Consider the following 13673-nt stretch of genomic DNA (forward strand, 5'->3'; position numbering starts at 1 on the left):
GTAACCGACGCTGTGCGCCCGCGCGACGATAAAAGCGCAAGAATCTGCAAGTGCGCGGGGCCATGGCGGGGCGAGACTGTGCTTCAACCTCCGGAGTGCGCCATGAACCTTTCGCTGTATTTACTCACCGTGCTGATCTGGGGCACCACCTGGATTGCCCTCAAGTGGCAATTGGGCGTGGTGGCGATTGAAGCGTCAATCGTCTATCGCTTTGCCTTGGCGGCGCTGCTGCTGTTTGTGCTGCTGGTGCTCAGCCGCAAGTTGCAGGTGATGAACCGTCGCGGCCATCTGATCTGCCTGGCCCAGGGCTTATGCCTGTTTTGCGTGAACTTCATGTGCTTTCTCACGGCCAGCCAGTGGATTCCCAGCGGTCTGGTGGCCGTGGTGTTCTCCACCGCGACGCTGTGGAATGCGTTGAATGCCCGGCTGTTCCTGGGCCAGAAAGTCGCACGCAATGTGGTGATGGGCGGTGGTCTCGGATTGTCTGGTCTCGGTTTGCTGTTCTGGCCGGAACTGGCGGGGCACACCGCCAGTCCGCACACCTGGCTCGGCCTGGGGTTGGCGCTCGTGGGCACGATGTGTTTTTCGGCGGGCAACATGCTGTCGAGCCTGCAACAGAAAGCCGGGCTCAAGCCCTTGACCACCAATGCCTGGGGCATGGCGTACGGGGCGTCGATGCTGGCACTGTATTGCGTCGTGCAAGGCATTCCCTTCGACATGGAGTGGAACAGTCGCTACATCGGTTCGCTGCTGTACCTGGTGATTCCGGGCTCGGTGATTGGCTTTACCGCCTACCTGACGCTGGTCGGCCGCATGGGGCCGGAGCGTGCAGCGTATTGCACGGTGTTGTTCCCGGTGGTGGCGCTGAATGTGTCGGCACTGGTCGAAGGCTATCAATGGACCGCCCCGGCGTTGGCCGGCTTGGTGCTGGTGATGCTGGGCAATGTGCTGGTGTTTCGCAAACCCCGTGTCGTCGTGCCAGTGAATACGTTCTGTAAGCCGAAGCAGATTTAATGTGTGGGCTTGCTCCCACACAAGCCCGTACCCCATTTGTTGATCGGGGTTACTTCAGGCCCAGGCGCTTGGCCATTCGTCCCAGGTTGGCGCGGTCCAGGCCCAGTTCGCGGGCGGTGCTGGCCCAGTTGTGCTGGTGACGTTCCAGGCACGCTTGTATGACCTGCCGTTGATAGTTTTCGGTGGCGAGGCGCAAGTCGCCGGTCACCGCGGGCGTTTCGCTTGGCTCCTCGATTCGCGGTGCGGCGGCATTGGGTAAGTCCAGGTCCGCAGCGCTCAGGCTGAGGATCTTTGGCCGGTCCCGGCAGTTGCCCAACGCCTTCAAGGCGCTGCGGCCGATCAGGTGCTCCAGCTCCCGCACATTGCCCGGCCAGGCATACCCCAACAACGCTGCCTGGGCGTCGCTGGTCAGGCGCAGGCTGCCCAGGCCCATGCGGGAGCGGTTCTGCTCAAGGAAAAAACCCGCCAGCAGCAACACGTCGCGACCGCGCTCGCGCAGGGCCGGGACCTGCAGCGGGTACACGCTCAAGCGGTGATAGAAATCCGCGCGATAACGCCCTGTGCGCACTTCCGCGGCCAGGTCACGGTTGGTGGCCGCGATCAGGCGCACGTCGACTCGATGCTCGGTGTCCGAGCCCAAGCGTTGCAATTGTCCACTTTGCAGCACCCGCAACAGCTTGGCCTGGACCGACAGCGACAGTTCCCCGACCTCATCGAGAAACAATGTACCGCCGTTCGCCAGTTCAAACTTGCCGCGCCGCTCGTTCAGCGCGCCGGTAAAGGCGCCTCGTACGTGGCCGAACAGTTCGCTTTCCACCAGAGTTTCCGGCAGCGCCGCGCAGTTGAGGCTGATCATCGGTTTTTCCGCGCGCGGCGAGGCGGCATGGATGGCCTGGGCTACCAGCTCCTTGCCGACCCCGGTTTCACCCGTGATCAACACGGTCAGGTCGCTGCCGCCCACCAGTTTGATTTCTTCCACCAGGCGCTTGTGGGTTTTGCTCTGGCCGATCATCTCCTTGTGCTGCTGGCCGCTGGCCTGGCGATAAATCTCGGCGCGCTGGTGCTCGTCTTCGGCCCGCAAAGCCAGGCGTTCGATGCGCTCTGCGACATTGACGGTGGCCGCGGCGAGGCTGGCAAAAGCTTGCAGGGCTTCCAGTTCGATGCGCTCGAAGCGTTCGGTGTCCAGCGCATCCAGGGTCAGCAGGCCCCAGGGCCGGTCGTCGATAAACAGCGGGCATCCCATGCAGTCATGGATTTCAAGGTGGCCGTGAAGGCCCGCGACCAAGCCGTCGTAGGGATCGGGCAGGCTGCTGTCAGTGTCGAATCGCGTGGGGCCGGCGCTGCTCAGCAATACCTCGAAGCGCGGGTGTTCGCTGATTTTGAAGCGCCGCCCGAGGGTGTCCGGGCTCAAGCCGTCCACCGCCAGCGGCACCAGCCATTCACCGTCCAGACGCAGCAGCGCGGCGGCATCGCAGGGTAACAGGGCGCGCATGGCTTGCAGCAGGCGCCGGTAACGTTCGCCTTCCGGCAATTCGCGGGACAGGTCGGCGACCAGCGGCAGCAAGGTGGTGAGCAGGGAATGTGCAGTCATAATGACTCCTTGTAGTCGTTATGACTATAAAGTGTGTGAGGTCATATTGACTATCTTAATCTTAACCTACTAATAAATAAGCAGTTATTAGTTGGCACGAATACTGAGTGGTACAGGGTAATTATTCAGAAGCCCAAAAAGCTCAGGAGTCTCCCTATGCTTAGCGTTCAAGACCGTACCATCATCAAGTCCACCGTGCCGCTGCTGGAAAGCGGCGGCGAAGCGCTGATCACTCACTTCTACCGGATGATGTTGTCCGAATACCCCGAGGTGCGACCGCTGTTCAATCAGGCGCATCAGGCCAGCGGCGACCAACCCCGTGCGTTGGCCAACGGCGTACTGATGTATGCGCGGCACATCGACCAGTTGGATCAACTGGGGGATCTGGTGGCCAAAATCATCAACAAACACGTGGCCTTGCAAATCCTCCCGGAGCATTACCCGATCGTCGGCAGTTGCCTGCTGCGGGCGATTTCCGAAGTGCTCGGCAGTGAAATCGCCACGCCGCAAGTGATGAGCGCCTGGGGCGCGGCGTATGGCCAGTTGGCAGACATCCTGATCGGCGCTGAAGCGGCGATCTATGCAGAAAAGGCGCAAGCCGTGGGCGGCTGGCGCGGGGCGCGGGCGTTCACGTTGGTCAAGCGCGTCGAAGAGAGCAGTGAAATCACGTCCTTCTACTTTGCGCCTGTGGATAACGGCCCGATCCTGGCGGCGGAGCCTGGCCAGTACATCGGCATGAAACTGCTGCTGGAGGGCGAAGAAGTGCGCCGCAACTATTCATTGTCGGCCCGCACCGATTCGGGCCAGTACCGTATCAGCGTCAAGCGCGAAGCCGGTGGGCGGGTGTCCAACTACCTGCATGACCAGTTGCAGGTCGGGGCGAGTATCGATCTGTTTCCGCCAGCGGGCGAGTTCACCCTGGCGGCCAGCGACAAACCGCTGGTGTTGATCAGTGGCGGCGTGGGGATCACACCGACCTTGCCGATGCTGGAAGCGGCCCTGGCCACCGAGCGTCCGGTGCACTTTATCCACTGCGCGCGCAACGGCGGTGTGCATGCGTTTCGTGACTGGGTCGATGGATTGGCCGAGCGTCATCCGCAACTGACGCGTTTCTATTGCTACGCCGAGGACGACGGTGTCAGCCCGGCAGCGGACAAGATCGGTTTGCTCAGCCAGGAACAACTGGCGGCATGGTTGCCCGAGCAGCGTGACGTGGATGCTTACTTCCTGGGGCCAAAAGGTTTCATGGCCGCCATCAAGCGTCACCTCAAGGCTCTCGGCGTGCCTGAAAAGCAAAGCCGCTACGAGTTCTTCGGCCCGGCTGCGGCGCTGGAATGAGTGGCTGAGGTCTAAAACCGCACCGGCCCCATCGCGAGCAAGCCCGCTCCCACATTTTGATTTGTGAATACATTCAAAATGTGGGAGCGGGCTTGCTCGCGATGGGGTCTTCAAGACCACCGACAGATTAATGTGGAGTTAACCCGTTCTGCCTAACCTCGCACGGCCGGCTGCTAAATTTTCACTTCCTGCGTGTAAACTTGCGGTCATTGGCATAACGATTATCAGGCAAGGAAATGGGCATGAGTGACGAAATGCGGTTGGGACGCGAGCGGCGTTTCCTGGTGTTGCTGGGTATTATCTGTCTGGCCCTGATCGGCGGGGCGCTTTACATGCAGGTGGTGTTGGGCGAAGCGCCGTGCCCGCTGTGCATCCTGCAACGCTACGCCTTGCTGTTGATTGCCCTGTTTGCCTTTATTGGCGCCGCGATGCGTACCCAGCGCAGCGTCAGCGTATTTGAAGGGTTGGTGGTGCTCAGCGCTTTGGGCGGCGTGGCCGCCGCCGGGCATCATGTCTATACCCAGTTCTATCCCGCCATCAGTTGTGGTGTCGATGTACTGCAACCGATTGTCGATGACCTGCCCCTGGCGAAGATTTTCCCTCTGGGCTTTCAGGTCGACGGCTTCTGCAGCACGCCGTACCCGCCGGTGCTCGGCCTGTCCCTGGCCCAATGGGCGCTGGTAGCGTTTATCTTGACGGTGATCCTGGTTCCCCTGGGCATTTACCGTAACCGTAAAAACCACGCCTGAACCGATACCCGGCGCCCCGATCTTGCATGAGCAAGGTCGGGGCGTTTTTGTTTGCGGCGGTTTTGTGAAAGGACCGTGACGCCGGACAAGTTTGGCGCGCCACAACGTGCGACACGTTGTCACACTGAGGTCGTCGCAGGACGTTTCCCATCGCTTGCCCTGCAGATTAATTGTGCCTCGATTCGGCGGTTCAGCCTGTCAGTTCAGCGTCTGGCCCACGCCGCGCACGGCGTGATGTTCACATCTGTGGATGATGTCTGAATGCCTTGTTTTCAGGGGGCTTGAATGGGTTTGAGGAGGAGCGGAAGAGGCCCCTGGGTGCGACAGAATGGCTAATAGCACGGCATTTTTTGGGGTTTTTGTTGAGAATCAAACGCGATAAGATCCCGCACCTTCGCGGGAATGGTGCAGGATTATTGTTGGAAACGATAAAAATTATTTCTTTATAAGTCATGGTTTATACATCGCTAGCTAACTACAATCGCCCGCACTGAGTGTCCGGTGCTGCTCAACCCTGAGCAAAATAGGGCGGTCGAGAGGCGAGAATCTTGCTTCATGCGACCCCGGTGCCGGCAGCCTTTCAACTATCCGCACCAAATGGAATTGGTCTGTAACAAGGCCTTTGACCCACGAATTCGAATAAGAACTCACTGCTAAACCTGGACGTGTCGTTCAGCGCATGACGCGCCAGGCAGGCCCTTATTCAATCGAAGAGAAATGCCAACCCTTGGCAGGGTGAAGTGTTGGCGATCAAAACCCAACTGCATTGCGCAAGCTGCTTTAGAGGTCGTGAGATGAGTAAAAACAGGTACACCCGATTACTAGGCTTATTGCCGCTTTTCGGCATGCTATTGCTGGGAGGCTGCAACTGGACGTTGCTCGACCCTAAGGGACAGGTCGGCCTGGATCAACGCAACCTGATCATCACCGCCACCCTGCTGATGCTGTTGGTCGTGGTGCCCGTGATCGTGATGACCTTCGCGTTCGCCTGGAAATACCGCGCGTCCAACACCAAGGCCACCTACGCGCCGAAGTGGTCGCACTCCACCAAGATTGAAATCGCGGTGTGGCTGGTACCTGTACTCATCATCATCGCCCTGGGTTACATCACCTATAAGTCGACCCACGAGCTGGACCCTTACCGTCCGCTGGAATCCGACGTGCCGCCGATCACCATCGAAGTGGTCGCGCTGGACTGGAAGTGGCTGTTCATCTATCCCGACCAGGGCATCGCGACCGTGAACAAGATCGTGTTCCCGGCCAACACCCCAATCAATTTCAAAGTGACCTCTGACGCGGTGATGAACTCGTTCTTCATCCCGGGCCTGGGTGGTCAGATCTACGCGATGGCGGGCATGCAGACCAAGCTGCACCTGATTGCCAACCAGAACGCAGAGCTCGATGGTATCTCCGCCAACTACAGTGGCGCGGGCTTTACCGGCATGAAATTCAAAGCAATCGCCACCACTCAGGAAGCATTCGACGCCTGGGTAAAAGAAGCCAAGAGCTCACCAAAACAGCTTGAACAAGCTGAATACGAAGCCCTTGCCAAGCCAAGCCAGAACAACCCTGTAGAGCTGTACTCCTCGTACACGCCGGACCTGTTTCAGAAAATCATCGATAAGTATGAAGGGATGAAACCAGGCAAGCCGGTCAAGCACGAGAAGAAAGAAGTGGCTGCTGTGCAAGGGACGGACGCAAATTCGCATTCAGCTGCCGGGGCAGAGGAGTAAACGATGTTTGGTAAATTAAGTTGGGAAGCGGTCCCGTTCCACGAGCCGATCGTGATGGTGACCATCGCCATGATCGCGCTGGGTGGTCTGGCACTGTTTGCGGCAATCACCTACTTCAAGAAGTGGACCTATCTGTGGACCGAGTGGCTGACGTCGGTCGACCACAAGAAAATCGGCGTGATGTACATCATCGTCGCCATGGTCATGCTGCTGCGTGGTTTTGCCGACGCCATCATGATGCGTACCCAGTTGGCCATGGCCACCGAGGGTTCGCCTGGCTACCTGCCGCCTGAGCACTATGACCAGATCTTCACCGCCCACGGTGTGATCATGATCATCTTCATGGCGATGCCTTTCTTCACCGGCCTGATGAACCTTGCAGTGCCGCTGCAGATCGGTGCGCGTGACGTTGCGTTCCCGTTCCTCAACTCCCTGAGCTTCTGGCTGCTGGTTTCCGGCGTCGTGCTGATCAACCTGTCCCTGGGCGTCGGCGAATTCGCCAAGACCGGTTGGGTGGCCTATCCGCCGTTGTCGGGGCTGCAATACAGTCCGGGCGTGGGGATGGATTACTACATCTGGGCGCTACAGCTATCAGGACTGGGGACAACGCTGACGGGGGTCAACTTCCTGGCCACCGTGCTGAAAATGCGTACCCCTGGCATGAAGCTGATGGACATGCCGATCTTCACCTGGACCTGCACCTGGGCCAACGTGCTGATCGTGGCTTCGTTCCCGATCCTGACCGCTACCTTGGCCTTGCTGACGCTTGACCGTTACATGGATTTCCACATTTTCACCAATGAACTTGGTGGCAATCCAATGATGTACGTCAACCTGTTCTGGGCCTGGGGTCACCCTGAGGTGTACATCCTGATCCTGCCGGCGTTCGGGATTTTCTCCGAAGTCATCTCGACCTTCTCCGGCAAGCGTCTGTTTGGCCACCACTCGATGATCTACGCTTCCGGCGCGATCTCGGTACTGGGCTTCATGGTTTGGCTGCACCACTTCTTCACCATGGGTTCGGGGGCCAGCGTCAACGCCTTCTTCGGCCTGGCGACGATGCTGATTTCGATCCCGACGGGGGTGAAGCTATTCAACTGGCTGTTCACCATCTACCACGGCCGCCTGCGTATCACCAGCCAGGTCCTGTGGACCCTGGGCTTCATGGTGACCTTCGCCATCGGCGGCATGACCGGCGTACTGCTGGCCATTCCGGGTGCTGACTTCGTCCTGCACAACAGCCTGTTCGTGATCGCGCACTTCCACAACGTGATCATCGGTGGTGCGGTATTCGGTTACATCGCTGGTTTCAGCTTCTACTTCCCGAAAGCGTTCGGCTTCAAGCTGCACGAAGGTTGGGGCAAGGCTGCATTCTGGTTCTGGATCTCCGGCTTCTTCGTCGCGTTCATGCCGCTCTACGCACTGGGCTTCATGGGCATGACCCGTCGCCTGAACGCCACCACCAACCCGGAGTGGGTACCGTACCTGTACGTTGCCATGTTCGGCGCGGTGATGATCGCCGTGGGTATTGCCTGCCAGTTGATCCAGCTGTACGTCAGTATCCGTGACCGCAAGCAGAACGAATGTGTGTCGGGCGATCCATGGAATGCTCACACCCTGGAATGGTCGACCTCGTCGCCACCACCGTTCTACAACTTCGCCGTGCTGCCGAAAGCCGAGACTATCGATCCGTTCACCGAAGCCAAGGAAAACGGTACTGCGTACCAGCAACCGACGCGCTACTCGCCGATCCACATGCCTAACAACACCGCGACTGGTGTGGTCATGGGCGCGCTGTTGACGGTCTTCGGTTTCGCGATGATCTGGCACATCTGGTGGCTGGCGATCGCAAGCCTGGCTGGCACCGTGATCTATTTCGTGATCCACGCCGCGCGTGACGATCAGGGCTACATGGTGCCGGTCGACGTGATCGAGCGCATCGAAGCCGAGCAGCACGCTCGCCTGGTGGCCGAGAAAAAGATTCCGGCCAACCGTGTTGAAACCTCGTTGGAACAGGCTTAAACCATGTCGAACTTAGTGACCAATGCTGGACACGCCCATGTCGATGACCATGGGCACGATGACCACCACGACGCGGGCGAGATGACCGTCTACGGTTTCTGGCTCTACCTGATGACCGACTGCATCCTGTTTGCGTCGATCTTCGCGGTATACGCGGTACTGGTAAACAACGTTGCGGGTGGCCCGTCGGGCCACGACATCTTCGAGCTGAATTATGTACTCGGCGAAACCGCCTTGCTGCTGTTCAGTTCGATCACCTACGGCTTTGCCATGCTGGCGTTCTTCCGTAGCAACAAGGCGGGCGTGCTGAAGTGGCTGGGCCTGACCTTCCTGCTCGGCCTTGGCTTTATCGCCATGGAGATCAACGAGTTCCACTTGCTGATCTCCGAAGGCTACGGTCCTAGCCGTTCCGGCTTCCTGTCGGCGTTCTTCACCCTGGTCGGGACTCACGGCCTGCACGTGACCGCCGGTCTGATCTGGATGGCGATCATGATGTATCAGGTCAACAAGCATGGCCTGACGTCGACCAACAAGACCCGCCTGAGCTGCCTGAGCCTGTTCTGGCACTTCCTGGACGTGGTCTGGATCTGCGTCTTCACCGTTGTCTACTTGATGGGGACTCTGTAATGGCTAATGCACACTCCCATGACAGCCATGATGCGAGCCACGGCAGCGTAAAGTCTTACGCCATCGGCTTCATCCTGTCGGTGATCCTGACTGTTATCCCGTTCGGCCTGGTGATGTACCCGACCCTGCCGAAGACCATGACACTGGCCATCGTGCTGTTGTTCGCAGTAATCCAGGTGATCGTTCACCTGTATTACTTCCTGCACCTGGATCGCTCCCAGGCGCAGCGTAACAACGTGATCGCATTTGTGTTCACGGCGATCGTGATCCTGCTGCTGGTTGGCCTGTCGTTGTGGATCATGTTCAGCATCCACACCTACATGATGGCGAAGTGAGGTAAGACCCGATGTCGCTTAAGCACTTTATCCAAATCACCAAACCGGGGATCATTTTCGGTAACGTGCTTTCTGTGGCAGGCGGCTTCTTCCTGGCCTCCAAGGGGCATGTCGATCTGGCCATCTTCCTGGCGGCAATGATCGGCACTTCCCTTGTGGTGGCTTCCGGTTGCGTGTTCAACAACTGCATCGACCGCGACATCGACATCAAGATGGAGCGCACCAAGAACCGTGCGCTGGTTCAGGGGCTTGTATCCCTGAAACTGGCGCTGGTTTTCGCGACCCTCCTGGGCGTCGCCGGCGTCGTGTTGTTGTACAAGGTGGCCAACCCACTGGCGGCGCTGTTTGCCGTCATCGGGTTTGTCATCTACGTTGGCCTGTACAGTCTCTACCTCAAGCGCAAGTCGGTTCACGGCACGCTGGTGGGCAGTCTGTCGGGGGCGATGCCACCGGTGATTGGTTATGTGGCTGTGACCAATAGCTTCGACATGGCTGCGCTGGTGCTACTGGTGATGTTCAGCCTGTGGCAGATGCCGCATTCTTACGCCATCGCGATCTTTCGCTTCAATGACTACCTGGCTGCGTCGATTCCGGTATTGCCGGTCAAGCGTGGCATCCAGGTGGCCAAGAAACATATCCTGCTCTACATCCTGGCCTTCCTCGTGGCGACCTTGATGTTGACCTTCAGTGGTTACGCCGGCATGAGCTACCTCGCCGTCGCCGCCGCCATGGGCATGTACTGGTTGTACATGGCCTGGACCGGCTACAAGGCGGTGGATGACACCGTCTGGGCGCGCAAGCTGTTTGTCTTCTCGATCTTCACCATCACCGCCTTGAGCGTGATGATGTCCCTGGATTTCCAGGTGCCGAAAGAGTTGCTGCTGACCTACGCCAACTGAGTGCAGGTGTATTGAAAAGCCCCGCCCTTCGAGAGAAGCGCGGGGCTTTTTCATGGCGGCTGCGAAAGCGCCGCCGGCAGGCACCCTGATGCAGGAAACCCTGTAGGAGCGAGCTTGCTCGCGAAAAACCAGAGAGCGTCGCGGGGTATCAGGTTTCCCGCGTTATCGTTGACGATCTTCGCGAGCAAGCTCGCTCCTACGAGGGCTGGGGTTGGGTTATTGCGCGGCGATGCTGTAGCCATCAAACGCGGTCTGCTGTTGCAGCGCGGTCACGATGTTCTTGCGGGTCAGCGGTTGTTCGGCACCGGCGTTATCCACGAAGATCTCGCTTTCAAGCTCAGCTTCATCGCCTTCACCGACAAAGGTAAAGCCGAGGAATTCAAACGCCTCACGGTCGACATTCGGTTTGGCGCGTGGCGAGCGCAGCGGCAGAGTGACGCTGATGCCGTCCTTGCTGATGGCAAACACTTCCATTTCCTTCTTCGCCCGCGCGGTTTTGCCTTTACCGCCGCTTGGATTGCTGATGGCCTGGTGGGTCTGGTTCAGGACCTTGAGGGCCAGGCCGTAGACCAGTTCCTGAAACGCGGGGTCGTCCTTGAAGCTGGAGAGAATACGGCTGATCGAGAATTTGCTGCTCAGGTCTTCCAGCGCGGCGGTGTCGGCGGCCTCGGCGTCCTTGAGTTGCTTGAGCTGGCCCATCAGCTCGTAGGCCTTGTCATCGTCGAAGGCGTCATGAGCCTGGCGGATGGCGACGCGCAATTCGCGGATCTGGTCGCTTTCCCTGGAGGTGTGGAACGCGTCCAGCACCATTTCACTGATGCTCTTGGCCGCGGGCACATGCTGTGAAAGATTGATGGCGTTTTCGTATTCAGCTTTGGACTGCAAGGTGACTACGGATTCTTCGGTGCGGGAATCGGACATTGAAATTTCACTACTTCAGTAAACGGGGGAGACGGGAAAAGCGTCGGGCATTTTCAGGGGCGAGGCTGACCAGGTCAAGGCGGCACTCTGCCCACGGCGTCACGTCTCGCTGATTCAATCCAGCCTGTGCAGGCATGTCTCGAGGATATCCAGGCCTTCCTCCAGCACCTCAGGCTCAATGGTCAGGGGCGCCAGCAAGCGCACAATATGTCGGCTCTTGCCGCTGGGCATCAGCAGCAGACCGGCATCCCGGGCCAGGCTCAGCAGTTGGGTCAATTGGGCGGATGCCGGGGCGCCGTCGGGAAGCCGCAACTCGATGCCGCGCATGGCGCCGACGCCGGTCAGGCGGCCCAGGTAGGCGGAAACTTTTTGGCTTTTCCATACGGCGTGGCGCCGGACGATGGCGCCTTCCTGCTGTTCGCCCCAGGCCTGCAAGTGTGCATCGGTCATCACATCAAGGGTGGCCAATGCGGCCGCGCAAGCAATCGGATTGCCGGAATAAGTACCGCCCAATCCGCCTTTGGGCAAGGTGTCCATCAACGCTCTGCGCCCGACCACGGCACCCAGCGGGACACCGCCGGCGATGCTTTTTCCGAGCAGGATCAGGTCCGGTTCGATGCCCAGGCGCGAGAAGGCAAAACGCTGACCGGTGCGGCCAAAGCCGGACTGGATCTCATCGACGATCAACAGAATGCCGCGCTCATCGCACAGGCGCCGCAGGGCCTTGGCAAACTGGCTGTCGAGGGCGAGGAAACCCGCTTCACCCTGGACCGGCTCAACGATGAAACACGCGATGTCATTAACGTCGATCTCGACGCTGAACAATCGCTCCATGGCGTTGATCGCATCGTCGCAGGTCACGCCGTTGTCCGCGCTGGGGTAGGGCAAGTGGTACACAGTGCCGGGCAGGACGCCGACTTTTTGCTTGTAGGGCGCGACCTTGCCATTGAGATTGAGAGTGGTCAGGGTCCGGCCATGAAACCCGCCATCAAAGGCGATGACCGCGGTGCGGCCGGTTGCGCCGCGCACGATTTTCAGGGCGTTCTCGGCCGCTTCGGCACCGCTGTTGGTGAGCATGCCACTGACCGGATAACTCACCGGAATGAAGGCCGTAAGGCGCTTCATCAGTTCGATATAGGGCGCATGGGGCGCGGCGTTGAAGGCGTAGTGCGTGAGCCGGGTGGCTTGTTCGCGAATGGCCTCCACCACGCTCGGGTGGCAATGGCCCAGGTTGAGTACGCCGATACCGCCGACAAAGTCGATATAGCGTTTGCCGTCGGTGTCCCAGACTTCGGCATTTTTACCGTGGCTGAGGCTGATGGGGTGGACGATGGAAATCGACTGGCTGATGGATTCGCGACTCATGGGATCCTGGACTCGAAAAAGGCAAACGTGCCCTATCTAAGCCGTGAGCCGCACGTGCCCGCAAACGAAATAAAGTCGCCGGGTCATTATTAAAAGTCGGGATGTGCTGCGACGTATCCCACCATCCAGCTCAAAAACGCCTTGACCTTGGGAATCTCGCCGGCGTGTTCGGCATGCGCGATAAAGTGCGCGCCGGCGCTGGGCATGGCGTAGTCCCAAGGAATCATCAGGCTACCCTGGGCCAGTTCCTCGGTGACCAGATACTGCGGCACCAATGCCACGCCGTAGCCCGATTGCGCTGCGCGAATGCACATGTAGAACGTATCGAAACGCGGGCCGTGGTAGCTGTTTTGCGAATGCAGGCCTTGTTCCAGAAACCACTCGTGCCAGGCTTCGGGTCGCGAGGTGCATTGCAGCAGGGTATGGCGCGAAGATGCGTCGCTGCCCGGTGCAACGAAACCTGGCGCGCAGACCGGCACCACGACTTCGCGAAACAGCTCGATGCAGGTCGCTCCCGGCCACGAGCCCTGGCCGAAGAAAAACGCGATATCGGCCTTGGCCTGCAACACGTCGAACGGTTCCAGTTCGTTGCGGATATCCAGATGAATGTTCGGCTGCCTGGCCGCGAAATCCTTGAGCTTGGGGACCAGCCAGCGGTCGCCGAAAGTCGGCTGGGTGGCGATGCGCAGGACTTCGGTTTCGCCGCCGTAGGTGAGGATATAGCGGCTGGAGATGTCGACCTGAGTCAGGATCTTGTGCACCTCGGCCAAGTACAAGGCACCCGCTGGCGACAGGTATAAACGCTGGCGCACCCGTTCGAACAGGTTGTGGCAAAGCATTTCCTCGAGCTGGGCCACTTGTTTGCTGACGGCACTTTGGGTCAGGTGCAGTTCTTCGGCGGCACGTGTGAAGCTCAGGTGGCGGGCGGCGGCTTCGAAGCATTGCAGGGCTGTCATCGAAGGAGTCAAGCGTTTTGAAATCATGGGAGTTCATTCCAAATCGGAAGGAGCCTTTGCCTAAACGTCGTTTGTGAGCCAGGCCTAAAGCCGTTGATACTGAGCGGCAATACTATAAACCGG

Annotated in this window: 12 protein-coding genes; 8 read left to right on the forward strand and 4 right to left on the reverse strand. The window is 59.1% G+C overall.

Annotation, left to right across the window (positions count from 1 at the left end):
• Positions 1 to 102 precede the first annotated feature (102 nt).
• Complete coding sequence (locus AC6CIA_RS19080; RefSeq protein ID WP_498314217.1) at positions 103 to 1014, forward strand: DMT family transporter; 912 nt, start codon at positions 103 to 105, stop codon at positions 1012 to 1014.
• A gap of 49 nt (positions 1015 to 1063) precedes the next feature.
• On the opposite strand, the gene norR is transcribed toward AC6CIA_RS19080, so the two are convergent.
• Positions 1064 to 2605, reverse strand: coding sequence for a nitric oxide reductase transcriptional regulator NorR (gene norR, locus AC6CIA_RS19085; RefSeq protein ID WP_498314219.1), 1542 nt, complete (start codon positions 2603 to 2605; stop codon positions 1064 to 1066).
• 156 nt (positions 2606 to 2761) lie between these two features.
• On the opposite strand from norR, the gene hmpA reads away from it, so the two are divergent.
• The 7 genes from hmpA to cyoE all read left to right on the forward strand — a co-directional run bounded on the left by hmpA (position 2762) and on the right by cyoE (position 10308).
• Positions 2762 to 3943, forward strand: a complete 1182-nt coding sequence (gene hmpA, locus AC6CIA_RS19090; RefSeq protein WP_498314221.1) for an NO-inducible flavohemoprotein — start codon at positions 2762 to 2764, stop codon at positions 3941 to 3943.
• Positions 3944 to 4185: 242 nt separating this feature from the next.
• On the forward strand, positions 4186 to 4692 hold the full coding sequence (locus AC6CIA_RS19095; protein WP_084379951.1) for a disulfide bond formation protein B: 507 nt from the start codon (positions 4186 to 4188) through the stop codon (positions 4690 to 4692).
• 794 nt (positions 4693 to 5486) lie between these two features.
• Entirely contained in the window at positions 5487 to 6425 is a 939-nt protein-coding gene (gene cyoA, locus AC6CIA_RS19100) for a ubiquinol oxidase subunit II (RefSeq protein ID WP_339533213.1), read from the forward strand.
• A 3-nt stretch (positions 6426 to 6428) separates the two neighbouring features.
• Entirely contained in the window at positions 6429 to 8447 is a 2019-nt protein-coding gene (gene cyoB, locus AC6CIA_RS19105) for a cytochrome o ubiquinol oxidase subunit I (RefSeq protein ID WP_498314223.1), read from the forward strand.
• Between the two features lie 3 nt (positions 8448 to 8450).
• Complete coding sequence (gene cyoC, locus AC6CIA_RS19110; protein WP_339533188.1) at positions 8451 to 9074, forward strand: cytochrome o ubiquinol oxidase subunit III; 624 nt, start codon at positions 8451 to 8453, stop codon at positions 9072 to 9074.
• Positions 9074 to 9409, forward strand: coding sequence for a cytochrome o ubiquinol oxidase subunit IV (gene cyoD, locus AC6CIA_RS19115; RefSeq protein WP_339533189.1), 336 nt, complete (start codon positions 9074 to 9076; stop codon positions 9407 to 9409). The genes cyoC and cyoD overlap by 1 nt, the downstream gene beginning before the upstream one ends.
• An 11-nt stretch (positions 9410 to 9420) precedes the next feature.
• Positions 9421 to 10308, forward strand: coding sequence for a heme o synthase (gene cyoE, locus AC6CIA_RS19120; protein ID WP_084379960.1), 888 nt, complete (start codon positions 9421 to 9423; stop codon positions 10306 to 10308).
• Positions 10309 to 10524: 216 nt separating this feature from the next.
• Here cyoE and AC6CIA_RS19125 read toward each other — a convergent pair whose 3' ends face one another.
• The 3 genes from AC6CIA_RS19125 to AC6CIA_RS19135 form a co-directional block, all read right to left on the reverse strand.
• Positions 10525 to 11229, reverse strand: coding sequence for a hypothetical protein (locus AC6CIA_RS19125; protein WP_498314225.1), 705 nt, complete (start codon positions 11227 to 11229; stop codon positions 10525 to 10527).
• Positions 11230 to 11343: 114 nt separating this feature from the next.
• Positions 11344 to 12594: a 2-aminoadipate transaminase gene (locus AC6CIA_RS19130; protein ID WP_498314227.1), complete on the reverse strand. Its 1251-nt coding sequence runs from the start codon at positions 12592 to 12594 to the stop codon at positions 11344 to 11346.
• Positions 12595 to 12683: 89 nt separating this feature from the next.
• Positions 12684 to 13577 (reverse strand): LysR substrate-binding domain-containing protein, encoded by an 894-nt coding sequence (locus AC6CIA_RS19135; protein ID WP_498314229.1) that lies wholly within the window; start codon positions 13575 to 13577, stop codon positions 12684 to 12686.
• Positions 13578 to 13673 lie beyond the last annotated feature (96 nt).

The organism is Pseudomonas sp. GQ91 (assembly GCF_059758795.1).